22 protein-coding genes are annotated in these 24062 nt (G+C 47.1%); 17 read left to right on the forward strand and 5 right to left on the reverse strand.

The features are described 5' to 3' along the window. Window positions 1-1128 (forward strand): carboxynorspermidine decarboxylase, encoded by a 1128-nt coding sequence (gene nspC / locus DFQ00_RS15990; protein WP_110897497.1) that lies wholly within the window; start codon window positions 1-3, stop codon window positions 1126-1128. 167 nt (window positions 1129-1295) lie between these two features. Here nspC and DFQ00_RS15995 read toward each other — a convergent pair whose 3' ends face one another. Next, window positions 1296-2078 (reverse strand): SDR family NAD(P)-dependent oxidoreductase, encoded by a 783-nt coding sequence (locus DFQ00_RS15995; protein WP_110897498.1) that lies wholly within the window; start codon window positions 2076-2078, stop codon window positions 1296-1298. Window positions 2079-2190: 112 nt separating this feature from the next. Here DFQ00_RS15995 and DFQ00_RS16000 point away from each other — a divergent pair, with 112 nt between their 5' ends. From DFQ00_RS16000 to DFQ00_RS16015, 4 genes are all read left to right on the forward strand, one after another. Beyond that, the gene (locus tag DFQ00_RS16000; protein WP_110897499.1) at window positions 2191-2547 is read left to right on the forward strand and encodes a MerR family transcriptional regulator; all 357 of its coding nucleotides are present in this window, start codon (window positions 2191-2193) and stop codon (window positions 2545-2547) included. 143 nt (window positions 2548-2690) lie between these two features. Next, entirely contained in the window at window positions 2691-3563 is an 873-nt protein-coding gene (locus DFQ00_RS16005) for a YitT family protein (protein ID WP_110897500.1), read from the forward strand. A gap of 212 nt (window positions 3564-3775) precedes the next feature. After that, the gene (locus DFQ00_RS16010; protein WP_110897501.1) at window positions 3776-3964 is read left to right on the forward strand and encodes a hypothetical protein; all 189 of its coding nucleotides are present in this window, start codon (window positions 3776-3778) and stop codon (window positions 3962-3964) included. 233 nt (window positions 3965-4197) lie between these two features. Continuing rightward, window positions 4198-5331, forward strand: coding sequence for a serine hydrolase domain-containing protein (locus DFQ00_RS16015; protein ID WP_110897502.1), 1134 nt, complete (start codon window positions 4198-4200; stop codon window positions 5329-5331). A 144-nt stretch (window positions 5332-5475) separates the two neighbouring features. Here DFQ00_RS16015 and DFQ00_RS16020 read toward each other — a convergent pair whose 3' ends face one another. Next, window positions 5476-6537: a DMT family transporter gene (locus tag DFQ00_RS16020; RefSeq protein ID WP_244213870.1), complete on the reverse strand. Its 1062-nt coding sequence runs from the start codon at window positions 6535-6537 to the stop codon at window positions 5476-5478. Window positions 6538-6794: 257 nt separating this feature from the next. On the opposite strand from DFQ00_RS16020, the gene DFQ00_RS16025 reads away from it, so the two are divergent. The 8 genes from DFQ00_RS16025 to DFQ00_RS16060 all read left to right on the forward strand — a co-directional run bounded on the left by DFQ00_RS16025 (window position 6795) and on the right by DFQ00_RS16060 (window position 14738). Then, window positions 6795-7778, forward strand: a complete 984-nt coding sequence (locus tag DFQ00_RS16025; RefSeq protein ID WP_110897503.1) for a LacI family DNA-binding transcriptional regulator — start codon at window positions 6795-6797, stop codon at window positions 7776-7778. Then, window positions 7778-8656: a ribokinase gene (gene rbsK, locus DFQ00_RS16030; protein ID WP_110897504.1), complete on the forward strand. Its 879-nt coding sequence runs from the start codon at window positions 7778-7780 to the stop codon at window positions 8654-8656. The genes DFQ00_RS16025 and rbsK overlap by 1 nt, the downstream gene beginning before the upstream one ends. Window positions 8657-8680: 24 nt before the next feature. Continuing rightward, a complete protein-coding gene (rbsD, locus tag DFQ00_RS16035) occupies window positions 8681-9082 on the forward strand; it encodes a D-ribose pyranase (RefSeq protein WP_110897505.1) in 402 nt (133 codons plus the stop codon). A gap of 16 nt (window positions 9083-9098) precedes the next feature. Further along, complete coding sequence (locus tag DFQ00_RS16040; protein WP_110897506.1) at window positions 9099-10580, forward strand: sugar ABC transporter ATP-binding protein; 1482 nt, start codon at window positions 9099-9101, stop codon at window positions 10578-10580. 10 nt (window positions 10581-10590) lie between these two features. Continuing rightward, window positions 10591-11553 (forward strand): ABC transporter permease subunit, encoded by a 963-nt coding sequence (locus DFQ00_RS16045; RefSeq protein ID WP_425271033.1) that lies wholly within the window; start codon window positions 10591-10593, stop codon window positions 11551-11553. Between the two features lie 15 nt (window positions 11554-11568). Further along, a complete protein-coding gene (rbsB, locus tag DFQ00_RS16050) occupies window positions 11569-12501 on the forward strand; it encodes a ribose ABC transporter substrate-binding protein RbsB (protein ID WP_110897508.1) in 933 nt (310 codons plus the stop codon). 267 nt (window positions 12502-12768) lie between these two features. Then, window positions 12769-13512 carry a YggS family pyridoxal phosphate-dependent enzyme gene (locus tag DFQ00_RS16055; protein WP_110897509.1) on the forward strand — a complete coding sequence of 248 codons (744 nt, stop codon included), beginning with the start codon at window positions 12769-12771 and terminating at the stop codon, window positions 13510-13512. 20 nt (window positions 13513-13532) lie between these two features. Continuing rightward, window positions 13533-14738, forward strand: a complete 1206-nt coding sequence (locus DFQ00_RS16060) for a benzoate/H(+) symporter BenE family transporter (protein WP_110897510.1) — start codon at window positions 13533-13535, stop codon at window positions 14736-14738. Between the two features lie 165 nt (window positions 14739-14903). On the opposite strand, the gene pdxR is transcribed toward DFQ00_RS16060, so the two are convergent. After that, window positions 14904-16331, reverse strand: coding sequence for a MocR-like pyridoxine biosynthesis transcription factor PdxR (gene pdxR / locus DFQ00_RS16065; protein ID WP_110897511.1), 1428 nt, complete (start codon window positions 16329-16331; stop codon window positions 14904-14906). A 264-nt stretch (window positions 16332-16595) separates the two neighbouring features. On the opposite strand from pdxR, the gene DFQ00_RS16070 reads away from it, so the two are divergent. The 3 genes from DFQ00_RS16070 to DFQ00_RS29545 are packed head-to-tail and all read left to right on the forward strand — an operon-like array spanning window position 16596 to window position 19037. Continuing rightward, window positions 16596-18044, forward strand: a complete 1449-nt coding sequence (locus DFQ00_RS16070; protein ID WP_110897512.1) for an amino acid ABC transporter substrate-binding protein/permease — start codon at window positions 16596-16598, stop codon at window positions 18042-18044. Then, complete coding sequence (locus tag DFQ00_RS16075; RefSeq protein WP_110897513.1) at window positions 18037-18765, forward strand: amino acid ABC transporter ATP-binding protein; 729 nt, start codon at window positions 18037-18039, stop codon at window positions 18763-18765. Before DFQ00_RS16070 ends, DFQ00_RS16075 begins: the two co-directional genes overlap by 8 nt. Before the next feature lie 5 nt (window positions 18766-18770). After that, a complete protein-coding gene (locus DFQ00_RS29545) occupies window positions 18771-19037 on the forward strand; it encodes a hypothetical protein (protein ID WP_146236181.1) in 267 nt (88 codons plus the stop codon). Window positions 19038-19184: 147 nt separating this feature from the next. On the opposite strand, the gene DFQ00_RS16080 is transcribed toward DFQ00_RS29545, so the two are convergent. Together DFQ00_RS16080 and DFQ00_RS16085 are read right to left on the reverse strand one after the other, a co-directional pair. Continuing rightward, window positions 19185-20474 (reverse strand): glycoside hydrolase family 27 protein, encoded by a 1290-nt coding sequence (locus tag DFQ00_RS16080; protein WP_110897514.1) that lies wholly within the window; start codon window positions 20472-20474, stop codon window positions 19185-19187. Window positions 20475-20590: 116 nt separating this feature from the next. After that, window positions 20591-21472: a helix-turn-helix domain-containing protein gene (locus tag DFQ00_RS16085; RefSeq protein ID WP_110897515.1), complete on the reverse strand. Its 882-nt coding sequence runs from the start codon at window positions 21470-21472 to the stop codon at window positions 20591-20593. 265 nt (window positions 21473-21737) lie between these two features. Here DFQ00_RS16085 and DFQ00_RS16090 point away from each other — a divergent pair, with 265 nt between their 5' ends. Beyond that, window positions 21738-24056, forward strand: a complete 2319-nt coding sequence (locus tag DFQ00_RS16090) for a glycoside hydrolase family 95 protein (protein ID WP_110897516.1) — start codon at window positions 21738-21740, stop codon at window positions 24054-24056. Window positions 24057-24062: the final 6 nt, after the last annotated feature.

Consider the following 24062-nt stretch of genomic DNA (forward strand, 5'->3'; position numbering starts at 1 on the left):
ATGCAGTTTGAACAGCTGCCTACGCCATGTTTTGTTGTTGACGAAGCTCTGATTGAGAAAAATCTGAAAATCCTGAACGGTGTAATGCAGCGTACAGGTGCCAAAATCGTACTTGCGCAGAAGGCATTTTCCATGACAGCCATGTATCCGCTCATTGGAGAATACTTGTCTGGCGCAACAGCGAGTGGTTTGTATGAAGCGCGTCTCGGACATGAAGAGATGGGCAAAGAGAATCATGTGTTTGCTCCAGCGTATCGTGAGGAAGAGATGGATGAGATTATTTCGATCTGTGATCACATCATCTTTAACTCCTTCTCACAGCTGGCGAAATTCAAGGATAAAGCACTGCAGGCTGGCCGCAAGGTTGGCTTGCGTGTGAACCCGGAATGCTCTACGCAGGAAGGACACGAGATCTATGATCCGTGTTCTCCGGGTTCACGCTTCGGCGCTAAGCAGGAGGATTTCCGTGCAGAGCTGCTGGAAGGGGTATCTGGACTTCACTTCCATACACTATGTCAGCAAAATTCGGACGATCTGGAAACTACGCTGAATGCTGTTGTAGAGAAGTTTGGACAGTGGCTGCCACAGATGGAATGGATCAACTTCGGTGGAGGCCACCACATCACACGCGAAGATTATGATATTCCAAGATTGGAAGCGTGCATCAAGCGTATGCAAAATGACTATGGCCTCGAAGTATATCTGGAGCCTGGGGAAGCGGTAGCACTGAACGCAGGGTTCCTTGTAACATCTGTACTCGATTTCCATAAAAATGGAATGGACATTGCCATTCTGGACACGTCTGCGACATGCCATATGCCAGATGTACTGGAGATGCCTTACCGCCCGCCGTTGATCGGTTCAGGTGAAGTGGGTGAGAAGCCTCATCTGTATCGCCTGGGTGGACAAACCTGTCTGTCTGGTGATGTTATTGGTGATTATTCCTTTGATGAGCCTCTGAAAGAAGGCGATCGTCTCGTATTTGAAGACATGGCGATCTACTCCATGGTTAAAACTAATACGTTCAACGGCATGCCGCTGCCGGCTATTGCGGTGAAGCGTAAAGACGGCGATTGTGAAGTCGTTCGTGAATTCGGATATCAGGATTTCAAAATGCGTTTGGCTTAATCCGTTGTTATATTTCATGACATAGCGAAGGTAGTACATCTGTTATGTATTAACTTAAATACAAAGAGCTGCTCCAGGTTCACATCTAATGTGACCCAGAGCAGCTCTTTTTGCTTATAAAACAACGTTTATTTATATGTTTGCGGCTATTGCTGTTTTTTTAAGCATTATTGCTGTGAATCGACCGGTTTACTAGCTGCTCTGCTGGCGTAAGGGAAGACAGGATTTTTCAGTTCGAATTCATACGTTAGTCCGTTGACAATGCCTACGACATATTCGCTGTCATAGAGATCCAGCAAAAATCCGGCCATTTGCTCGGCTGTATGGAACTTGGGTACACGCCCTTCATATTCAAACTGATCCAGGTCAAAGGCACGTTCAGCAAACTCGGTTTCTGTAGCGGCAGGAGCCAGCACTTTGGCTTGCATCGGTACGTTTTTGCTTTTCAATTCTTGTGCCAGTCCTTCGGTAAATGCACTTACATAAAATTTGGTCGCGCAATACGTCACTGCGTCCGGGACGATAGTATATCCGCCTCCTGAAGAGATATTAATAATCTGGGTACCAGGGACCTCGGCGTAATCTCGAACGTAAAGGGTTGAGAGGATTGTAAGAGCTTCGATATTCAAATGAAGCATTTGCTCAATTTTGGGTAGATGCTGCTCGCCAACGGAAGCAAAATTGCCAAAGCCAGCGTTGTTAATCCACGTTTCAATGGAGTAATCCTTCAAGCTTTCATAGAAAGCATGCACATCAGATGCAATCGACAAATCTACTGTGCGAATAACAACATCCAACTCGGGGTTGATCTCGGCAAGCTTATTTTTCAATGAATTCAATGCTTCTGTTCTGCGGGCAGCGAGAATTAAATGTTTGCCTCTGGCTGCAAAAGCTAAAGCTGCTTCATATCCGATACCTGAGCTGGCGCCTGTAATGACTGTATATTTCATGTGAATTCCTCCTGGGATCATTTCAATCTATATTGTGGGATGACCACGAATTGATTATACTGATTAGAGTTTACTCTAAGTCAAGCACGAAGGCAGAGGAGGTGGAAAAACTATGCATACTATCGGAGAAGTCGCCGAGATGTTAGGAATCAGTGCACATACACTGCGTTATTATGAGAAGGAACAGATCATCATTCCGTTGCGTGATCCCAGCGGAGACAGACGATACAATGAGTCTCATCTGAAGTGGCTCCAGTTTGTTATCAAATTAAAAGAAACACAGATGCCTATTGCTGTTATCAAGCAGTATGCTTCCTTATTTCAGGAAGGGGAGCACACGGCATCTGAGCGACTGAAGCTTCTGGAGGACCATAAAAAGTCAGTTGAACAGCAGATGTATACACTGCATGCAGCGAATGAAATGCTGGAACTGAAGATCACGGCATATCGCTCATTTATCGGGAAATAATGTAACAAGGATGCTGCGTAAAGCGGTGTTCAATGAAGCTTCAAGGGCAGCCTTCTATTGCCAAATGTGTGATTTTTGTTATAGACTATTTTTTATGTTTATTCATTTTTCAAGCGGTTATCGTTCATCAAGGGGGAAAAGGAATGCATCAACAAAGAGCTCACAAGTCAAACCTGCTTAAAATCCTCTCTAAAGTTTTGCTCATCATTATTGGAGGATTCATCACGGCATACGGTCTGGAAGCCATTTTGATTCCTAACCAGGTATCGGACGGCGGGGTTACGGGTCTCAGTATCGTAGGTTCAAAACTATTCGGATTACCACTCGGTTTATTGATCGGGGTGTTAAATATTCCGTTTGTATGGCTGGGTTACAAGCAGATCGGTAAGAGCTTTGCTTTGTACTCCGTGATTGGAATTGCCTCACTTGCGATCAGTGCCAGCCTTATGCATCGTGTGCCAACGATTATTGAAGGAGATACGCTGCTGGTTACGGTTGTGGGTGGTATCATCATCGGTTTTGGTATGGGTCTTGCATTGCGTAACGGTGGAGCGCTGGATGGGATTGACATGCTTGCTGTGTTGTTATCGCGCAAGTTACCATTCGGTACGAGTGACTTGATTTTGTTTCTGAACATGTTTGTGTTCATCATTGTTTCGACGGTATTTGGTTTGCAAGGAGCTATCTTGTCAGGACTTGCTTATTTTATTGCTTCTAAAGTGATACATATTGTGGAAGAAGGCTTGAGCGGTTCCAAGACGTTTAAGATCATTACAACTCAACCGGAAGTTATGGTGGAGACCATTCGTGACCGGCTTGGACGTGGAGCAACGTACACAGACGCATATGGAGGATACTCAAACGAGCAGTTCAAGGAGATCACCTGTGTAATTAACAGGATGGAAGAAAGTAAAATCAAGGAGATTATTAACGAGATTGACCCGGCAGCCTTTGTTGTTGTCTATGATGTAGCCGAAGTGAAGGGCGGCAATTTCAAGAAGAAGGACATTCACTAAGAACAAGCGTTGATAAGAGCAAACCTCTTGTCGGCGCTTATTCTTATTTTTTACTTATTTCATTTTCATGAAATAACGTAATCATATTTTTTCATCATGGAGCCTCTAGCTCGGTTTTACGTGATAAGTCTTCATTTCATGCATAAGCGCTGCTTCCTTATGGAAAACTTGTGTAGTGTGAAGAAATAGACGATCTGAAGGAGGCGAATGTTATGGCAAAGCAGGACCCACAGGAGCTTTTGAAGCATAAACATGAGCAAGACGATCACAAAAGGCAATTCACGAATTATTCCCGTTCCGTATCCGGTCACACTGAGATGGAGGCAGGCCAGGAATTCAGTCAGGATCATGTGACAGATGATCAGAACCGGATGAAGTCGGTGGAGAACAAGAGAACTTGAGCCGAATCAGCATTTTAATATTATGGTACGTGTGTAAGCCAATCCAGTTATGGACTGGCTTTTTACCATTTGAACAGCAATACTTCCCCTAACGGAATGAATAGATAATCAAGCTAGTCAATAAGTGCAAAAGGTCGTATAGTAGTATATGTTAAACGGAAGAGAAGTATATTTCGCTAGGTGCTCTATAAAGGGCACAAACCAAACAATTCTACATATAAGGATGGGGAAATATGGACTTTACACCGGTTGCTTCATTAATTGATCGCTTAACATCATGGAGAGTGCCATGGGCAGAAGTTCTAGTTATGCATCATAACGAAATCGTTTTCCAGTATCGCAATGGATTCGAAAATGTGGAGGAGAAGACTCCTATTCGGGATAACGCCATCTTTAATCTATACTCCATGACCAAGATCATGACTTGTGTTGCTGCGCTTCAGTTGGTTGAAAAAGGGGATATTCTTTTGCTTGACCCGCTGTCTCAGTATTTGCCTGAATTCGCGGAAATGCAGGTGAAGAAGACCCTGCCCAATGGCGAGGTTTACTACGAGAAAGCGGCAAGACCGATTACGGTACGTGATCTATTTACGATGACTGCGGGCTTTTCATATGATATCAACGCGCCAAGCATCCAGGAAGCAGTTGAGCGTACCAACGGAACGCTGCCTACACGCGAGTTTGCGAGAGCTCTGGCGAAAGAACCACTGATGTTTGAACCGGGAACACACTGGAATTACAGCATGTGTCATGATGTGCTGGGTGCTCTGATTGAAGTAGTGAGCGGGAAACGCTTTGGCACATACCTGCAAGACGAAATTATTAAACCGCTGGGCATGAATGATACAACGTTTGATCTGAACGAAAAGCAGCAGACTCGATTGATTCCGCAATACCTGTTCGATGAACAGCAAGATAAAGCTGTACGAATGGACGGTAACGGTTTCCGTATAGGTACAGAACTGGACAGTGGTGGTGCCGGATTGTTATCCACGGTGACTGATTATGCCAAGTTTCTGAATGCACTGACCGGGTATGGCACAAGTCCTGAGGGGGTTCGAATTCTGTCCCGTGCTTCCGTGGAGTTGATGAGAACCGATCACCTGAACGACATGACACGACCAGATTTCTCCTGGGATCACATGTATGGCTACGGTTATGGCCTCGGAGTTCGTACTCATATCTCCAAGGCTGGAAGCGGTTCATTAAGTCCAATCGGGGAGTTTGGCTGGGCAGGTGCAGCTGGCTGTATGGCTATCATAGACCCGGATTCAGGGCTGACGGTGATGTATGCGCAGCATCTGTTGAACAGCCAGGAGCACTATGTGCATCGGCGCTTGCGTAACGCAGTGTATTCCTGTCTGTAAGCGAATGTAATAGCTGGTGGTTTCATTCTCCAACCCTGCTGTAGCGATCAGCGGGGTTTCTTCATTTTTATCATATATACTCCCAAGTAGTTATTTCATTATCTTTTTCCAGTATTGTATAACAAAAATCCGCTAAAGAACGCTTTAGCGGATTTTTGTCATTCGAAGGGAACTGACCCGATTCACCAAATAAATACCTACGGACACCAACACTAACGCAATCAGATTTTTCAGCTCCCAGATGGTTTCACCCAGAAAAAGTGCGGATAACAGTGCGCCAAAGATCGGAATCAGGAAGTTATAAACCGATACTCTGCCGACCTTGTTGTATTTCAGTAACACATTCCATAAACAGAAGGCCACAGAAGATAACAGGGCCAGATATACCAGATTTATCGTGGATTCCCATGAGAAATGAGTAACTCGACCGCCGAGCGATAAGCCTAGCAAGGTCAGCATCACTCCGCCAGCCAGCAGGCTGACACCGGTGATCATCATAACATCAATTGTGGCGGTTAAGCGTTTCGCATAAATGGCTGTAATCGAGAACACTAGCGCCGCGATGATGATAAAGCCTTCTCCTGTAAAAGAGAAGGAGAATGTAAGCAGGTCTGCATGAAAGTTAACGATAATGACACCGATGAACCCAAGCACACAGCCGACGATTTTGTTGCGGCTCAGCTTGTCATTTTTATAGATAAAGTGGGCTAGCACTACACTGAAAAACGTCGTAGTTGCATTCATGATCGAGCCTTTGACACCCGTTGTATTGGCGACACCTACATAGAAAAACATGTATTGCAGCCCCGTCTGTAGCACGCCGAGTAAGCCTACACCTGCCCATTCACGTCCGCTGAGCTTCAGCTTTCGTCTGAAGCCAAAACGATACAGCAACAGCAGCAGTATCCCCGCCAGGCTGAAGCGATATCCGGCAAACACGTATTTGGAGGCAATATCGGCAGGCAAAATGTGAAATGCAACATATCCGAGCTTGATGGAAGGATAGGCACTTCCCCATAACAGACAGCATAACCCGGCAATCAGCATTACAATAAGGGGATCACTGAACTTGCTTCGGGGTTGTTCCATTTCTCTATGGTTGGCGTTTGCTGTCTCAGTCCATTCACTGGCAATCCTGGCATCAGCAATTCCTGTGGAATCTTTGATACTGGTCGAGTTCTTATTACTTTCTGTTCTTTCGATCACACTTAATCTTCTCCTCGCTTGTTGTGCAGAACGATATGTATGAAACTAATGTCATGCCTTATAGACCATATCATAAAATGCAGCGTTTGTGTTGGCAGAAAACAAGGAAAGAAATTTACTGCATCCCTGCTTGTGATAAGAGCGTATGCTTCGTAACAATAAGTATGGTGCTTAATTCCAGTAAAAGATAACTTGCTAAACGTAAAAAAATGTGATAATTTAAGTCTGTAACCGGTTACACATAAGGAGAACATTCCATGACAACAATTAAAGATGTAGCAAATCTGGCTGGTGTATCCGTAGCCACGGTGTCCAGGGTGATTAATGACAGGGGATATGTGCACGCAGACACTCGCAAAAAAGTAGAGGATGCGGTAAAAGCACTTCACTTTTCTCCGAACGAAGTGGCACGTTCACTGTATACACGCAAGTCGAAACTGATTGGTTTGCTCCTGCCTGACATTGCCAATCCTTATTTTCCTCAGCTTGCTCGAGGTGTGGAGGATCGGATGCAGGAACAGGACTACAGATTAATCTTTGGAAATAGCGATGAGGATGAACGGAAGGAGCAGGATTACATCCAGACGTTTATCCAGAATAACGTGGTGGGTGTGATCTCGTCCACCAACTATCCTCACTCTTCAATATATGAAAAGCTGAAAATTCCCGTTGTATTTCTCGACAGAACCTCACTGGATCGACCTTCGGTGTATGCCGATGGCAGAGAAGGAGGAAGACTGGCAGCCAAGGAGATCATTCAGCGCGGGAGCAAGCGTATTACCGTTATGCAAGGTCCTTCGCACATCAGACCGGCTCAAGATCGGTATGAAGGCGCAATTGAAGTCATCCGCGAAGCGGGGATGGATCATGAGATCATTCAAACAAGCTCATTTTCATTTAATGAGGCAGGTGTATGGGCTGAAGAGCTTTTCAGAAAATACCCTGACACAGATGGTGTCATTGCCAGTAACGATATTGCGGCGATGGCAGTCCTGCATGAAGCTCACCGTATTGGCAAGAATGTACCAGTGGATGTGCAGGTAATCGGGTTTGACGACATTCCGATGAGTGGACTGTTATCCCCGGCATTATCTACGATTCGTCAGCCGGCATATGAAATGGGCAGAGAAGCGGCCGGATTACTTATTCAATTAGTGGAGCAAAATAAGCTTGAGAATAAAAACATACAGTTGCCCGTGTCCTTCATTGAACGGGGAACCACGAGAAAGGTGAGAGAATGATGGCTAACATATGTGTAATTGGCAGCAGTTCAATGGATCTGGTTGTAACCTCCTCCAGAAGACCAGGCGCGGGAGAAACCGTGCTTGGTCAAAGCTTCAAAACGGTACCCGGCGGGAAGGGTGCGAATCAGGCTGTGGCAGCGGCTCGTCTGGGTGCCGAAGTGGTCATGATAGGCCGGGTCGGGGACGATACATTCGGTACAGACATTTTAGAGAACTTCAAAGCAAATCGTGTTAATACAAGCAATGTGAAACCGGTTACACATTCCGAAAGTGGTACAGCTCATATCATTTTGGCCGAGGGAGATAATAGCATTGTTGTGGTCGAAGCGGCCAATCGTGAGGTCACACCTGCATATGTTGATGAGGCTGCCGAAGCGATTCGTAATGCAGACATCGTATTGATTCAACAGGAGATACCAGAAGAAACGGTAGTTCATGTCAGCCAGTTGTGCGCTAAATATCAGACACCACTGTTGCTCAACCCGGCTCCAGCACGAGAGGTTCCGCAAGAGGTGATCGACAATGCATCCTACATTACACCGAATGAGCATGAGGCTGAAATCTTGTTCAAGGGCATGAAGCCTGCGGAGGCTTTACGTCAATATCCGAATAAGCTTTTTATTACGGAGGGCAGCAAGGGCGTACGTTATTTTGACGGCAATGAAGAGGTGCTCGTTCCAACCTATAAAGTGCAAGCTGTAGATACAACAGGAGCTGGCGATACTTTTAATGCAGCATTTGCGGTGGCTCTGGCAGAGGGCAAATCCATTCAGGAAAGTGTACGTTTTGCCAATCGGGCTGCATCATTATCCGTTACCAAGTTTGGTGCCCAGGGCGGTATGCCAGCGCGTGACGAAGTAGAGGCGAATCTGTAAAACGAAGTAAAGGGGAAACTTGTGATGAAGAGAAACGGCATCCTGAACAGTCATATTTCGAAAATATTATCTGATCTCGGTCACACGGACCAGATTGCCATTGCGGATGCGGGCTTGCCCGTTCCGGATGGTGTGCTCAAGATTGATCTGGCACTCCAGCTCGGTACACCAAGCTTTCGTGAAGTGCTTGATGTCATTGCGGAAGATATGGTTATTGAGAGGGTCATCGTAGCCAGTGAGATTCATGAAGGCAATCCGCAGACGCTTGCTTTCCTGAAAGACAAGTTTGGCTCAGAGACTATGGATGACAGCTTGAATCATGAACAATTCAAAGCTTTAACCCGGCAGGTGAAAGCCGTTATTCGCACAGGCGAGGCTACGCCGTATGCCAATTGCATTTTACAATCGGGAGTTCATTTCGGTTAAAGGGAGGTATCACACCATGCACATTCAGATGCATAACATTCACAAAGCGTTTGGCACCAACCAAGTGTTAAGCGGTGTGGATTTTGAATTAAAAGAAGGTGAAGTTCATGCCCTGATGGGCGAGAACGGCGCCGGCAAATCAACGCTGATGAACATTCTGATCGGGCTGCATCAGCGCGATGAGGGAACGATCAACATTGACGGCAAGGAAACGTATTTTGACAGCCCCAAGGAAGCGGAAAGGCTGGGCCTCACGTTCATCCATCAGGAGCTGAATGTGTGGCCGGAGATGACGGTGCTGGATAACCTGTTCATCGGGAAGGAGATATCCTCCTCTACGGGATTGCTGAATACGAGACAAATGAAAGCGCTTGCCATTGAGCAGTTTGCTAAATTGTCTGTTGATATCCCGCTGGAGCGTCCTGCTGGAGAGTGTTCGGTCGGGCAGCAGCAGATGATCGAGATTGCAAAAGCATTGATGACCGATGCCAAAGTCATTATCATGGACGAGCCAACAGCGGCTTTGACGGAGCGTGAGATTCAGAAGCTGTTTGAGGTGATTCGTTCCTTGCAAAAGAACGGTGTCTCCATCGTATACATTTCACACCGAATGGAGGAAATTTTCACGATCTGTGATCGGATTACCATCATGCGTGATGGGCGAACAGTAGATACCAAAGCGATTCCCGAGACGAACTTTGATGAAGTCGTACGCAAAATGGTGGGAAGAGAGCTAACGGAGCGTTATCCGGCCCGTAATCCGAAGTATGGCGAAGTAATACTTGAAGTTCGAAACGCAAGCCGCAAAGGTTTGTTTGAAAATGTCAGCTTTGACGTCAAAGCTGGCGAAGTGCTGGGCTTCTCGGGTCTGATGGGCTCCGGGCGTACAGAGATGATGAGAGCCATCTTTGGACTGGATCGCTTGGATAGCGGAGAGATCATGCTTCGCGGCAAAAAGGTGAACATTCGCAAGCCGTCAGATGCGGTGAAGCACGGAATCGGTTTTATTACCGAAGATCGGAAGGATGAGGGGCTGGTGCTCGATTTTTCCATCCGTGAAAATATGGCATTAACGAATTTGTTCAGCTTTTCAAGCAAAGGCTTCATCTCTACGGTCAAGGAACAGGAATTTGTGGACACACTGATCAAACGACTGCAGATCAAAACACAATCCTCGGAAACCGCGGCTCGGAACTTATCCGGGGGCAACCAGCAGAAGGTAGTCATAGCCAAATGGGTGGGAATTGGTCCAAGTGTTCTCATTCTGGACGAGCCTACACGCGGGGTGGACGTCGGTGCGAAGCGTGAAATATATCAGCTCATGAATGAACTGACGGATCGCGGGGTTGCGATCATTATGGTTTCGTCAGAGCTGCCGGAAGTGCTGGGTATGAGCGATCGAATTGCGGTTGTACATGAAGGTCACATTACCGGCGTGCTGCCGAAGGAAGAAGCAACACAGGAACACATTATGACTCTAGCTACAGGGGGACAGTAACATGACAACGATGCAGGAAAATAAAACAGGCAAAAGCGGCTTCCGCTTGTCAGGCGTAACTCAGAAACTCGGACCATTACTCGGATTAATTATCCTGATTGTTATCGTTTCGGTGCTGAATCCAAGCTTTTTGGAACCGCTTAACATTTTGAATTTGCTACGCCAGGTATCTATTAATGCCTTGATTGCATTTGGTATGACCTTTGTTATTCTCACGGGCGGGATTGACTTGTCGGTAGGCTCCATTCTCGCATTATCCAGTGCGTTCGTAGCCAATATGATGTTATCCGGTCTTGATCCGATTCTGTCGATCATTATCGGGGTTGCGCTTGGTGGTGTGATGGGTATGGTGAACGGACTGATGATTACAAAGGGCAACATGGCTCCGTTTATCGCAACACTCGCAACGATGACCATTTTCAGAGGTTTGACGCTCGTATATACCAATGGTAATCCAATTACAGGTCTCGGTGACAGTCTGCTGTTCCAGTTGTTTGGACGCGGATATTTGCTTGGCATCCCGGTGCCGGCGATTACAATGCTGATTACGTTTGTTATTCTGTGGACGATTTTGCATAAAACGGCCTTCGGCCGCAAAACGTACGCCATCGGCGGTAATGAAAAAGCGTCCATTATCTCGGGCATCAAAGTATCCCGTGTCAAAATTATGATCTACTCCCTTGCAGGTATGCTTGCTGCGCTGGCTGGTGCAATCCTGACATCACGTCTGAATTCTGCACAGCCTACGGCGGGTACTTCCTACGAGCTGGATGCGATCGCTGCCGTTGTCCTGGGAGGAACAAGCCTTTCGGGTGGCCGGGGACGCATTGTAGGTACATTGATTGGTGTTCTGATCATCGGCGTACTGAACAACGGTCTGAACCTGCTTGGTGTGAACTCCTTCTATCAGATGGTTGTGAAGGGTGTCGTTATTGCTATCGCTGTCCTGCTGGACCGCAAGAAAACTGCGTAAGGGAGAGAATTCAACATGAAAAAATGGACATTAACACTTGTAAGCATGATACTGATCGTGGTTCTCGCCGGATGCTCGCTGGAGCCGCCAGGCTGGGCGAAACCTAAGACAGCCGGAGGCAAGGAACAGAAAAAAATCGGTTTGTCGATCTCTACACTGAACAATCCGTTCTTCGTATCGCTGAAAGACGGTGTTGTGGCTGAAGCACAGAAGCAAGGTATCCAGGTTGTGGTGGTCGATGCACAGAACGACTCTGCGAAACAGACGAATGATGTGGACGATCTCATTCAGCAGGGCGTTGATGCCTTGCTGATTAACCCGGCAGATTCTGCAGCGATCTCCACGGCTGTGCAATCCGCCAATACGGTAGGTATTCCTGTGATTACACTCGACCGTTCTGCAGATAAAGGGGAAGTTGCAGCACTTGTCGCTTCCGATAATGCAAAGGGTGGACGGATGGCAGCCGAATATATCGTTAAACAACTGGGCGAAGGTGCTAAAGTCATTGAGCTTGAAGGTGTACCGGGCGCATCAGCTACAAGGGAGCGGGGCAAGGGCTTCCATGAGATTGCAGATCAGAAGCTTGATGTAGTTGCCAAGCAATCCGCCGACTTTGACCGCTCCAAAGGCCTGAATGTCATGGAGAATTTGTTGCAGGGCAATCCGGGTGTGCAAGCGGTATTTGCTCATAACGACGAGATGGCACTCGGTGCAATTGAAGCGATTCAAAGCTCGGGTAAAAATATTCCAGTAATCGGCTTTGACGGTAACGACGATGCCATTAAATCCATTCAGAATGGCAAGCTGACTGCAACGGTAGCTCAGCAACCTGAACTGATTGGACAGCTTGCGCTGCAAGCAGCACTGGATGTACTGAGTGGCAAGCAGGTGGAGAAATCCATCCCGGCTGAACTCAAGCTGGTGACCAAGGAAAATGTAAACCAATAAATGAGCAAGCCGATGTTCAATGGAAATCCCGTTCTGGATGATGTAGCCGGAGCGGGATTTTTTTGTGCCGCTCTATTACTAAGCTTCCGTCATGCTCACCCAATGAACTTTATTCAAAACTCGACCGGAGCTCCGTAATCCTGAATTATGGATTGCTCAAAATATAAGTTTTTGGATATATATAATCATTCCAAAGGTTGCTATACTGACGTAACATTCCACACAACGATGAAAATAAAATGATGAACAGAAGGGAGCAACCTCTACATGGGCAATTCAGTTGAAGAAAATTTGAAGATGGTCAGGAGACAGATCGCACTTGCCTGTGAGCGTTCTGGGCGAAACATAGCGGATGTGCAGCTGCTGTTAGCAACGAAAACAGTGCCGCTTGACAAGTTACAGATGGCCGTGCAAGCAGGTGAACGATGGTTTGGAGAAAACAAGGCGCAGGAGCTGCGCGACAAATATTCTCTCATGCAGCAATCCAAAGAGGTGGAATGGCACTTTATTGGCCATTTGCAAACGAATAAAGTGAAGGATGTTGTGAAGGCTGTGACAATGATCCATTCGGTGGATCGTTTGAAGCTTGGGCAGGCTTTACATAACCAGCTTGTCAAAGAAGAACGGACGATGGATATTCTTGTACAGATCAATACGTCGTATGAAGAGAGCAAGTTTGGAGCCACGCCCGAGATGGCAGCAGAGCTTGTTGAAAGCTTGTCCCGATTCGAGACGCTTCAGGTGAAAGGTTTGATGACGATTGGTAAGCTCAATGCAACAAACAACGAAACCCGTCAGTGTTTTCGGCTATTGAAGCAGCTCAGCATACAGATCAAAGAAAAAAACATTCCACGTGTAGCGATGGAGCAATTATCCATGGGCATGTCTGGTGACTTCGGTATCGCAATTGAAGAAGGAGCAACCATTGTACGTGTAGGAACATATGTATTTGGCCCACGTTATGTGCCGGATGAATACTACTGGAACGAAAATACAGAGATAAACGATTAGAGGAGAGGCAGGGGTTCAGTTTGAAAATATCATCTAATACCATACGCGGGCGCGATTGGGTATCACCAGTGATCGCCGCTTTGATCTCGGTTATTGTCAATTACGGAGGGACCTTCATTCTTGTGTTTCAGGCAGCCAAAGCAGCGGGGTTAAGCCCGGAAATGACAGCCTCCTGGATCTGGTCTATTTCCATTGGGGTAGGGATAACGGGGATATGGTTAAGCTTTCGCTATAAGGAGCCCATCATTACGGCCTGGTCTACTCCGGGTGTAGCTTTTCTGGTTTCAGTGCTGGCTGTAACACCCTATTCTGAAGCTATCGGCGCTTACATGATATCGGCGGTGGGATTCATAATTCTGGGCTTGTCGGGAATGTTTGAACGGTTTGTTCGATTAATCCCGCCAGGCATCGCTTCCGGGCTGCTTGCAGGCATTCTGCTTCAGTTTGGAATCTCGGCATTTGCAGGGGCTAAAGTTGAGCCATTACTGGTTATTTTGCTCTTTACAGCCTATGTTGTTTTAAAGCGGTTTATCCCCCGATATGCTATCGTCGGTATATTGATGATTGGTATTCTATATTTGGTCGTTGCCGGGAAGACCAACTTCAGCTCGGTCCAGCTGGCATTTGCTTCTCCCGTGTTGGTAATGCCTGAATTTTCAGTACAAGCGTTACTTGGTGTTGCTGTGCCGCTGTTCATTATTACGTTAACAGGTCAATACATGCCAGGGATGCTCGTTCTGCGTAATGATGGATTTAAGACAAGTGCCAATCCCATATTAACGGTAACGGGTCTGGGTTCGCTGATTGCTGCTCCATTTGGTTCACATGCCTTTAATGTGGCTGCAATTACAGCAGCGATATGCACCGGGAAAGATGCCCATGAGGATGCCTCCAAACGGTATATTGCGGGTATTGCATGTGGTGTTTTTTATATCATTGTCGGAATTTTCGGTGTGACCTTAGCTGCACTGTTTTTAGTTCTTCCGGCTGCTTTTATTGCCACCTTGGCCGGGCTGGCTTTACTCGGAACAATTGGCGGCAGTCTCGCTAATGCACTGGCGGATCCGAAGGGACGCGAGACAGCATTGATCACCTTTTTGGCCACAGCGGCGAACGTAACTTTGCTGGGTGTGGGCGGTGCATTTTGGGGGCTGGTGGCGGGAGTTCTGGCTCATGTGCTATTACATAGCAGTCTCTTTAAGAAGCGGCTTCAACCTAATGCTTGATGAACCCTGTCTTTAGAAAGGGTAGACACAGATGTAAAGTAAAGCCTGCGATCCTCTAAGCTGGATGTCATGCAGGCTTTTATTATTTTTGGAGCAAAGCATCCTAAGATGAAAGAAATACAGAGAAAAAAGAGAAAATGAACCTCTACATAATATGTACGCTAATCATAGAACCAGCCGGGCAAAGCGCAAAATTCCTTCCTTGATTTGGTCCTCATCGACTTTGGCAAAACCAAGCACCCAGCCTTTACGATTGCTCTCCAGACAGTATCTGCTCAGCGGATACACACAGACCCCTTGTTCAAGGGCTTTTGCTGTTATAGCAGCTTCGTCATACGAGGCTTCTGCTTCAAGCAGCATATGTAACCCCGTTTCTACTCCACTCAGACGAAAACGCGAGCTAAGTCCGCAAGAATGGATCGCTTTGGTCATAACCTCATGTCTGCGTCGATAGATGTTACGCACCCTTCTCATGTGACGCATAAAATGTCCGCGCTCAATAAAATGAGTCAGTGTTAATTGTTCCATAATCGGCAGGTGACGATAAGTCAGCTCTTGAATTTGGGTAAGCCGATCAATGGCGATCTGGGGCCCAATAATTGCAGATAACCGAACTCCTGGCGCAATCATTTTGGAAAAGCTCATCATATACAGTGTATTCTGCGGCAGTTGACTGAAGAGAGGCGGAAGCGGTTCGCCGCGATATCGGAATTCACTGTCATAATCGTCTTCAACGATCCACATTCCTCGTTGCCCGGCCAGCTGTATTAATTGCTGTCTGCGTGGTTCTGACATAATCACTCCAGCAGCACATTGATGAGACGGGGTGACAAATACAAGCTTGCTCTGCGGGACAATGTGTTCCACACATAAACCATGCTCATCAACTGGTACAGCAGCGACCTTCATCTGACGGTAGCTCATGGTGGTCCATGCCGCAGGAAAGCCCGGGTCCTCCACAGATACAAGATCTCCTTCTGTTAAGAGAGCCTGTGCGATAAGATCCAGGCTGTGTTGGGCGCCTGAAGTTAACAATATTTGCTGCGCATCAATATGAATGCCCCGTTCCAATGACAAATAACGCTGAATTTGCTCCCGTAGCGGTAGATAACCCCGTGCATTGCCATATGACCAGCTATCCAGCCGGGGCACGGCAGACACTTGCAGGTAGGCTTTTCTCCAGGACTGCGCAAAGGTATCGTCAATGTAAGGCTCGTGCGGACTGAAATCAATATCCGGCTGCGGTGTAAGATGATCCCCAAACCAGCCATGCAGCTTGGCGATGGATTCGTGCACTAAAGGTAAAGCGGGAGGTACGGGTCCAGATGGCATCACATCTGAAGAACGAGCAGGGTGCATGGAATGACTAACTCTTGTACCACCGCGTCCGGAAGTGACCGTATACCCCCGACTGAACAATTCCTCGTAGACAATCTGAATCGTGGAGCGAGAAACACCAATCTGCGCAGCTAGCTCGCGTGACGGAAGCAGCAGCTCACCCGGAGGCCAGTTGCCTGTTGTAATATTGTGAATGGCCTGATCGAGAAGTTGATGCCAGATGGGACGAGCATCCTTCCGATTTACTTTTAACATTTGATCCACTCCAGTAATAAAATCGCAATTAACAGCTATCCTATCATGTCAAAAGTTAGAAAGGCAATGACCTTCCGTCTTTGTTTCGCATACCTCACCCTTGGGGTAAGTATAGAAGGACTTTTATAAGTTCAGTTGAGGAATGCCATGGAAACATTACATGAAGGTGGGTAGAAAGAGCATTGATTGGTCAAGAGCTGAGAATAATAAGCTTAGCATGATGCGGAACATAACGATGGTATGACGTCAAGACAAGGAGGACATATGAAGAATAACAGGATTACAATACTTATACTTACGATGGTGTTGCTTCTCGTGTCCGGCTTCACGGGTTGGACTGGAAGCATGCAGGCTGAGTCGGGCACAGAAAAAAAATATGTGATTGGCACAGATGTTACTTTTGCGCCTTTTGAGTTTCAGGATATCAATGGTGATTTTGTAGGCATTGATATGGATATACTCGCTGCTATTGCGAAAGATCAGAATTTCAAGTATGAAATGAAGCCATTAGGCTTCAATGCCGCAGTTCAGGCGCTGGAATCCAATCAGGTGGACGGCGTGATCGCAGGCATGAGTATTACAGATGAGCGTAAAACGAAATTTGATTTTTCCAATACTTATTTTGAATCTGGCGTTGTAATGGGGGTCAGAGCTAACAATGATTCCATAAAAAGCTATGAAGATCTCCGTGGCAAAAAAGTAGCGGTTAAAACAGGGACGGAAGGATATCGTTTTGCTGAAGCGAACGCGTCAAAGTATGGATTCACCATCGTACCTTTTGATGATTCAGCGCAGATGTATGATGATGTCAAAACGGGCAATTCTGCCGCCTGCTTTGATGATTTTCCCGTACTGAAATATGGGGAGAATCAGAACAATGGACTGAAGGTGGTCACGGAACAGGAAAAAGGAGCACCCTACGGTTTTGCTGTAAGCAAGGGCAAAAATCAGGAGCTGCTGCAGAAGTTTAACACAGGTCTTGCAAACATTAAGGAGAGTGGTGAATACCAGCGTATCGTTGACAAATATCTGGGTGATAACGCCGAAACGGTTGCAAGCCTGGGACGAATGGAGCTGGTTATCAAATCCCTTCCAGCCTTGCTGAAAGGCTTGGGGCAAACGCTGTTATACACGCTGATGTCCCTGTTCTTTGCCTTTATTATCGGATTGATCTTTGCCTTTATGAAAGTAGGGCGCAACAAAATTTTGCGTGGGATTGCTACGGTATTCGTTGATATTTTCCGGGGGATTCCGCTGCTGGTGCTTGCATTTTTCATTTATTTTGGTATTCCGCAAGCCTTTGGCTTTACGATGCCACTATTTCTTGCAGCCATTCTGACGTTAAGTTTGAACGCAGGTGCTTACGTCACTGAAATTATCCGTGGAGGTATTCAATCCATTGACCGTGGACAGATGGAGGCGGCTCGCTCACTCGGCCTTCCTTATCGCAAAGCCATGATGAAAATAGTCATTCCTCAAGCGATTCGTGTCATGATTCCTTCATTTATCAACCAGATGGTTATTACGCTGAAGGATACGTCCATTTTGTCCGTGATCGGTCTGGTTGAGCTTACCCAATCGGGTAAAATTATTATTGCAAGAACATTTGCTTCCTTTGATATCTGGTTAACCGTTGCGGTGATGTATTTGATCGTCATCATTACACTGACCAAAATTGCTGATTATATGGAGGTGAAGATTCGCCGTGGCTAAAATTAAAGTACAGGATCTCAAGAAAAATTTCGGTTCCAACCAGGTTCTCAAAGGCATTGACGTTGCAGTGAATGAGGGTGAGGTCGTATGTGTCATCGGCCCGTCCGGTTCAGGGAAAAGTACATTTCTTCGTTGCATCAATCGGCTGGAGGACATTACCGCAGGTCATGTAATCGTTGATGATCAGGATTTGAACAGCAGCGATACCAATATTAATAAAGCGCGTGAGAACATCGGTATGGTGTTCCAGCACTTTAATCTGTTTCCGCATTTCAATGTACTCAAAAATATTATGTTTGCACCCATGGAACTTGGCAAATTAAATGAAGCACAGGCACGGGAAACGGCGCTTCGTTTGTTAGAGCGTGTCGGCCTCTCGGATAAAGCGGACAGCTTCCCGAGCCAGCTCTCAGGTGGACAGAAGCAGCGGGTAGCTATCGCTCGGGCACTCGCGATGAACCCGGATGTCATGCTGTTCGATGAGCCGACATCGGCGCTTGACCCGGAAATGGTTGGCGAGGTGCTTGGCGTTATGAAGGATCTGGCAAGTGAAGGCATGACGATGATGATTGTAACTCATGAGATGGGCTTTGCCCGTGAAGTTGCTGACCGTGTCATTTTTATGGACGGGGGATATATTGTAGAAGAGGGCAAGCCTGAGCAAATTTTCGGCAATCCGCAGAACGAGCGTACCATCAGTTTTCTGGAAAAAGTGCTTTAATTCTTTTGACAATGTCGCTGTCATTAAATAAAATAATCAATACTAATGAGATCAATCCGAGAGCATGGATAGGTTTGAGAATTTGTGAATTATTAAAGTCGCCGAAAGGCGGCTTTTCTGTTTCGATTTTTACAGAGGGAGAGGTGGGGAATTCTGGAGCAGGAATCGGACTCATATACCGCAGCAGCAATCGGGGAAGCATGTCTTACGATGCAGGATTTGCTTTCTTCACTGGAGAACATGAAGGCGAAATCCAGCGCAGGCTCACCTGAACATACCCTTGCTTGAGAGACGAATTCATGCTTTTCAACTAGCTATTGAAGCTATAGATTCCAGAGGAAGCCACATGAAGTAGCAGCAACGCATAGAGGAGGTCTGTCACGGATGACGGACCTCCTCTTCATAATCCATAAAACAGCTTAGCTGAAACGGTACAGACGCACACCATGGGATGGCACATCTGTAGTTAAAATGTTACCTTCCAATGATGCCAGTGCTTCACTCCACAGCTCGGTACCTTGTATTGCCGCAGTTGAAGCAAAGCCGAGGAGCTGCAAATCAAGCTTTACTGGCAGCTGTGCTTTCTCGCCTACATTAAATACAGCCACATAAGTAGATCCGTCCGCATGATCAGCGGTCCATACGATCAGATCATCTTGATGAAGTGCTTCCCTTGCACCGTAACTCTCACGATGCATCCGCAGTACCTCACGGTTCGTCAGCAAGGAGAGCGTCCACTCATCGTTGTCTCTCAGTTCGCCGCCAAAAATGAGAGGGGAGCGGAAGATGCTCCATAGTGACATCATCGTTAATTGCTCGTCTTTGGTGAATCGGGTCCACCGATCAGCACCGCCTCCATCCACAGAACGAATACCGATATGTCCGAGAGGCAGCATATCACAATCTGGCCAGCATCCCTCTGTCGGAATACCCTGCCATCTGCGGCAACGATCGAACATATCGAGAAGGAGGGGCCATTGATCCCAGAAATCGTCGGTAACTCGCCACATATTGGCGTGCTCTGCGAAAAATGTTGCATATTCTACCGGAGCAGGGCCCGGAGAAAGACTAAGCACCATGGGCCGTCCGGCACGTTCGATGGCTGTAGCGATCATCTCGATCTCAGGCTGATGTGTATCATATAATCTGGAAGCAGCGATATCATCGACTTTTACCAGATCAACGCCCCATGAAGCATACAATGCAAACAATGAATCATAATAGGCTTGTGCGCCTTCTTTATTGTGATCCACACCATACATATCCGTGTTCCACGGGCAGATGGAATTGGTATGAGCGATATCGCGGGCAGTGGCCTCGCTACCTAGGAGGGCCGTACCTGCATGAACCGCTTGCCGCGGTATACCGCGCATAATATGAATACCAAATTTGAGTCCAAGACGATGCACGTAGTCAGCCAGCGGTTTGAAGCCTTGTCCCCCTGCTGCAGAAGGGAAACGGTTCTCGGCTGGCATCAGGCGAGAGTATTCATCCATAATCAGTGGCACAAAGGGGCGATATTGAGAAGACTCGGCTAACGGCTCGTACCATTGAATATCTACAGTGATATATTGCCATCCGTATTCCTTGAGATGTTCAGCCATGTAATCGGCATTACCGCGAATCTCGGCTTCCGTTACGGCGGCGCCGTAGCAGTCCCAGCTATTCCAGCCAAGAGGGGGTGTTGGTGCTGCAAGAGTATGGTTCATGTGAATGCTCCTTTGTATGAACTTATTCAAATTATTGCTCCTAATATCTCCATTTTAATGAAGAGAAATATGTTTATCTACAGTAATGTTGAGCCTTTAGTAGCAATATATTGCGGTTAGTCAAAGAATAATTTGCGATATACCAGACTTTCACCGCCGCTTCGAAAATCTCCAGGCGTAAGTCCCGTCAGCCCCCGAAAAGCTTTAATAAAATAACTGCCGCTTGAATAGCCCACCTGTGCTGCAATCTGTTCAATACTGAGTGTTGTGCCGCGCAGCAATTCCATCGCTTTTTCAATTCGTATGCGGGTAAGATACGAGCCGGGAGTGAGGCCGGTGCTAGCCGAAAATCTGCGGATCAGGTGATACTTGGACAGTGAAATTTGTTCTGCGAGCTGATCTATACTGATCATGCTGGCGTAATGGCTCTCGATGTAAGCTGCGGCTTGGCGAATGTGCTCAGACCAATTCTCACGATTATGACGCGCTGTCGTCTGGAGCCGAACCAGTTCGGTCATGAATTGATAAACACTTGATGAAGCGATGAGCGGGTCCGTAATTCGTCCCGCAGCAGCATCGGTCACAATCATGCGCAACAGGCGGATTGGCGCTGAATCTGTAGGTAAAGAAGGCACTTCGCCTGCTACTGCCTTAAACTTCCTCCAGTGAGCGGAGATGAGATCAGGCCGAAATAACAGGAAAATGAAATGCCATGGCTCAGTGGCATCGACAGGATAGTAATAGCGATGAGGGCCAGGAATTTCCGCCAAAAAAGCTTGTCCAGCCCTGACGCGATATGAGCGGTCGTTATTTTCAAAGATGCCTTCTCCTGAAAAAGTGTATTGAAATAAAAGGAGTGGGCCATCCGTGCGCTCCAGCCCGTCCCAGTAATATGAAGAATCGGTGATGACATCACACCCCGCTGCATACAGTTTGCACAGAGCGAGTTCACGATCATCTGCAAAGCGAAAGCCGTACGTGCCTTTTATAATATCCATGAGGTTCCTCCTGATGATTGATGCGCATATGCTCCATTATATCTTGTTACAGATAAAATGGCTGTATGGCGGTGATGTAGTCTAACAAAAAAGAGCGTTTTCAACTGCAGAAGCAGCACTAAAGATCGAACAGGTTAACATTGTGAAGCTTTCGGTTAGTTTTCTACATTCTTCCATGCTGATGGAGCAGGTAAACTGATTAGAGGGACTACGCTGTCCATATTAGTTTCGCAACGGACGAAGCATTTTTCAGTGGAGGTGCAGGATGAACTTGAATAAAATTACGTTTGACAACGAAGCTCAGCAGTGGGAGGAAGCATTACCGATTGGAAATGGTACTCTTGGTGGCATGGTTTTCGGAAGAACACATCTGGAAAGAGTGCAACTTAACGAAGACAGCCTGTGGTACGGCGGGCCAATGGAACGAAACAATCCACGGGCGCTTGACTCTCTGGATGAAATACGGCAGCTGCTGTTTCATGGCCGGATTCGCCAGGCAGAAGAGCTGGCACTTACTTCCTTGGTGGGTGTACCCGACGGGCAGAGACATTACGAGCCGCTGGGTGATTTCTATCTTGCTATGCATGCTGCGAATGAGGAAATCTCGGATTATCAGAGGCATCTTGATCTGGAGCAGGGGCTCGTTAAGATGCAGTACATTAGTGGCAATGCAACGTATAAACGTAACTATTTTTCGAGTTATCCAGATCAGGTCATGGCTGTTCATCTATCTACCAACGTGCCAGGCCGGCTGTCATTCACTGCACTATTCGGGAGAGGCTCCGTGCTGAACTGGTCACCGTTATCTGGTGCATTAAGACATCCGGTTGGCTTCCAGTCGCTCCTTGACCGAATCGAACAGGGCAGCAATGGTGATATGATCATCTCGGGAAGAAGTGGTGGTGAAGATGGAGTCCGCTTCTGCTGTGCCATTCGGGTTATACATCATGGGGGGGAGCTTCGGTATTCAAGTGGACAGATATCGCTTGATCATGCTGATTCGGCAACTGTATTGATTGCAGCCTGCACTGATTTTCGCTATGGCAAGGAAGAGCTTGTAAAGGAGTGCATGCGAAGAATAGAAGCAGCTGCTGCCAAATCATATGAGCAGCTGCTTGAAGATCACATGAGTGATTATCAAGCCTTGTTCAGACGTGTCGAACTGCATCTGGAAGGAAAAGAAACGGATCGAGATCACATCCATCTGCCCATAAATGAGCGTTTGGCAAGGCTTCAGAGTGGAGCCAGTGATCCTGAACTGGTCAGCTTGTATTTTCAGTTTGGACGATATCTGCTCATCTCCAGCAGTCGTCCCGGTTCATTGCCTGCGAATCTGCAAGGCATATGGAATAAGGACATGCTCCCAGTGTGGGATAGCAAGTATACGATTAACATCAATACCGAAATGAATTATTGGCTGGCAGAAAGCTGCAATTTGGCAGAGTGTCATGTCCCGCTTTTTGATTTTATCGACAGATTGAAGGTGCGGGGGCGGGAAACGGCTAGCCGGATGTACGGATGCAGGGGATTTGTAGCGCACCATAATTCAGATATATGGGCGGATTCTGCACCGCAGGACGTCTGCCTGACATCGACCTTCTGGACGATGGGTGGCGCATGGTTATCCCTGCATCTGTGGGAGCATTATGCATATAGCAGGGATACGGCTTTTTTGTCGAAAGCCTATGAAACGATGAAAGAGGCGGCCCAATTTGTACTGGATTTCCTTGTGGAGGACCCGGAGGGGAATTGGGTCATATGTCCTTCCTCCTCACCAGAGAACATTTACATATTAGATAATGGTGAGTCAGGGGCACTTTGTTATGGGGCTTCTATGGATAACCAGATTATTCACGAGCTGTTTATTCGTTGTATCGAGAGCGCGAATATTTTGCAATTGGATCAATCGTTTGTTGTACAGTTACGAGAGGCATTATCGCGTATTCCGGGCATTGCCGTCGGGAAGCATGGACAGATTCAGGAGTGGAGCAATGACTATGAGGAGCTTGAACCAGGTCATCGGCATATCTCCCACTTGTTTGCGCTGCATCCAGGTTCACAGATCACTCCGCGCACAACTCCTGAACTGGCCAAGGCGGCTCGGGTTACTTTGGATCGCAGACTTCAGCATGGGGGAGGGCATACGGGCTGGAGCCGTGCCTGGATTCTCAACATGTGGGCCAGACTGGAGCAGAAGGAGCTGGCACATGATAACGTTGTAGAGTTACTGCGATCTTCTACGCTGCCGAATTTGTTCTGTGATCACCCGCCGTTTCAGATTGATGGTAACTTTGGCGGTACGGCAGGTATTGCCGAGATGCTGCTACAAAGTCATGCGGGTGAGATTCGCTTGCTTCCAGCACTGCCTGGGGCATGGCCAGCGGGTATCGTGCGGGGGTTACGGGCTCGTGGAGGAATTGAGGTAGATATGGAATGGCAGGATGGGGAACTGCTCTCAGCTACGCTGCGTTCAAGTGTAGCTACGACAGTTACGGTTTCTTATTTGGCACAGCAGATTGAGCTAAATTTTCAGCATGAGCAGCATTTGATTTCGTTAAAAGGGAGCGAGTTCAGCTCTCACTGACAGCTT

Source organism: Paenibacillus barcinonensis (assembly GCF_003217495.1).
Lineage (GTDB): Bacteria > Bacillota > Bacilli > Paenibacillales > Paenibacillaceae > Paenibacillus > Paenibacillus barcinonensis.

What these genes read in the sequence shown, in the direction of transcription:
- DFQ00_RS16085 (WP_110897515.1), bottom strand. Translation starts at nt 21,472, where the DNA reads ATGGATATTATAAAAGGCACGTACGGCTTTCGCTTTGCAGATGATCGT.
- DFQ00_RS16045 (WP_425271033.1), top strand. Translation starts at nt 10,591, where the DNA reads ATGCAGGAAAATAAAACAGGCAAAAGCGGCTTCCGCTTGTCAGGCGTA.
- DFQ00_RS16070 (WP_110897512.1), top strand. Translation starts at nt 16,596, where the DNA reads ATGAAGAATAACAGGATTACAATACTTATACTTACGATGGTGTTGCTT.
- DFQ00_RS16040 (WP_110897506.1), top strand. Translation starts at nt 9,099, where the DNA reads ATGCACATTCAGATGCATAACATTCACAAAGCGTTTGGCACCAACCAA.
- DFQ00_RS15995 (WP_110897498.1), bottom strand. Translation starts at nt 2,078, where the DNA reads ATGAAATATACAGTCATTACAGGCGCCAGCTCAGGTATCGGATATGAA.
- rbsD (WP_110897505.1), top strand. Translation starts at nt 8,681, where the DNA reads ATGAAGAGAAACGGCATCCTGAACAGTCATATTTCGAAAATATTATCT.
- DFQ00_RS16055 (WP_110897509.1), top strand. Translation starts at nt 12,769, where the DNA reads ATGGGCAATTCAGTTGAAGAAAATTTGAAGATGGTCAGGAGACAGATC.
- DFQ00_RS16000 (WP_110897499.1), top strand. Translation starts at nt 2,191, where the DNA reads ATGCATACTATCGGAGAAGTCGCCGAGATGTTAGGAATCAGTGCACAT.
- DFQ00_RS16015 (WP_110897502.1), top strand. Translation starts at nt 4,198, where the DNA reads ATGGACTTTACACCGGTTGCTTCATTAATTGATCGCTTAACATCATGG.
- DFQ00_RS16005 (WP_110897500.1), top strand. Translation starts at nt 2,691, where the DNA reads ATGCATCAACAAAGAGCTCACAAGTCAAACCTGCTTAAAATCCTCTCT.
- DFQ00_RS16090 (WP_110897516.1), top strand. Translation starts at nt 21,738, where the DNA reads ATGAACTTGAATAAAATTACGTTTGACAACGAAGCTCAGCAGTGGGAG.
- DFQ00_RS16025 (WP_110897503.1), top strand. Translation starts at nt 6,795, where the DNA reads ATGACAACAATTAAAGATGTAGCAAATCTGGCTGGTGTATCCGTAGCC.
- pdxR (WP_110897511.1), bottom strand. Translation starts at nt 16,331, where the DNA reads ATGTTAAAAGTAAATCGGAAGGATGCTCGTCCCATCTGGCATCAACTT.
- nspC (WP_110897497.1), top strand. Translation starts at nt 1, where the DNA reads ATGCAGTTTGAACAGCTGCCTACGCCATGTTTTGTTGTTGACGAAGCT.
- DFQ00_RS16080 (WP_110897514.1), bottom strand. Translation starts at nt 20,474, where the DNA reads ATGAACCATACTCTTGCAGCACCAACACCCCCTCTTGGCTGGAATAGC.
- DFQ00_RS16010 (WP_110897501.1), top strand. Translation starts at nt 3,776, where the DNA reads ATGGCAAAGCAGGACCCACAGGAGCTTTTGAAGCATAAACATGAGCAA.
- rbsB (WP_110897508.1), top strand. Translation starts at nt 11,569, where the DNA reads ATGAAAAAATGGACATTAACACTTGTAAGCATGATACTGATCGTGGTT.
- rbsK (WP_110897504.1), top strand. Translation starts at nt 7,778, where the DNA reads ATGGCTAACATATGTGTAATTGGCAGCAGTTCAATGGATCTGGTTGTA.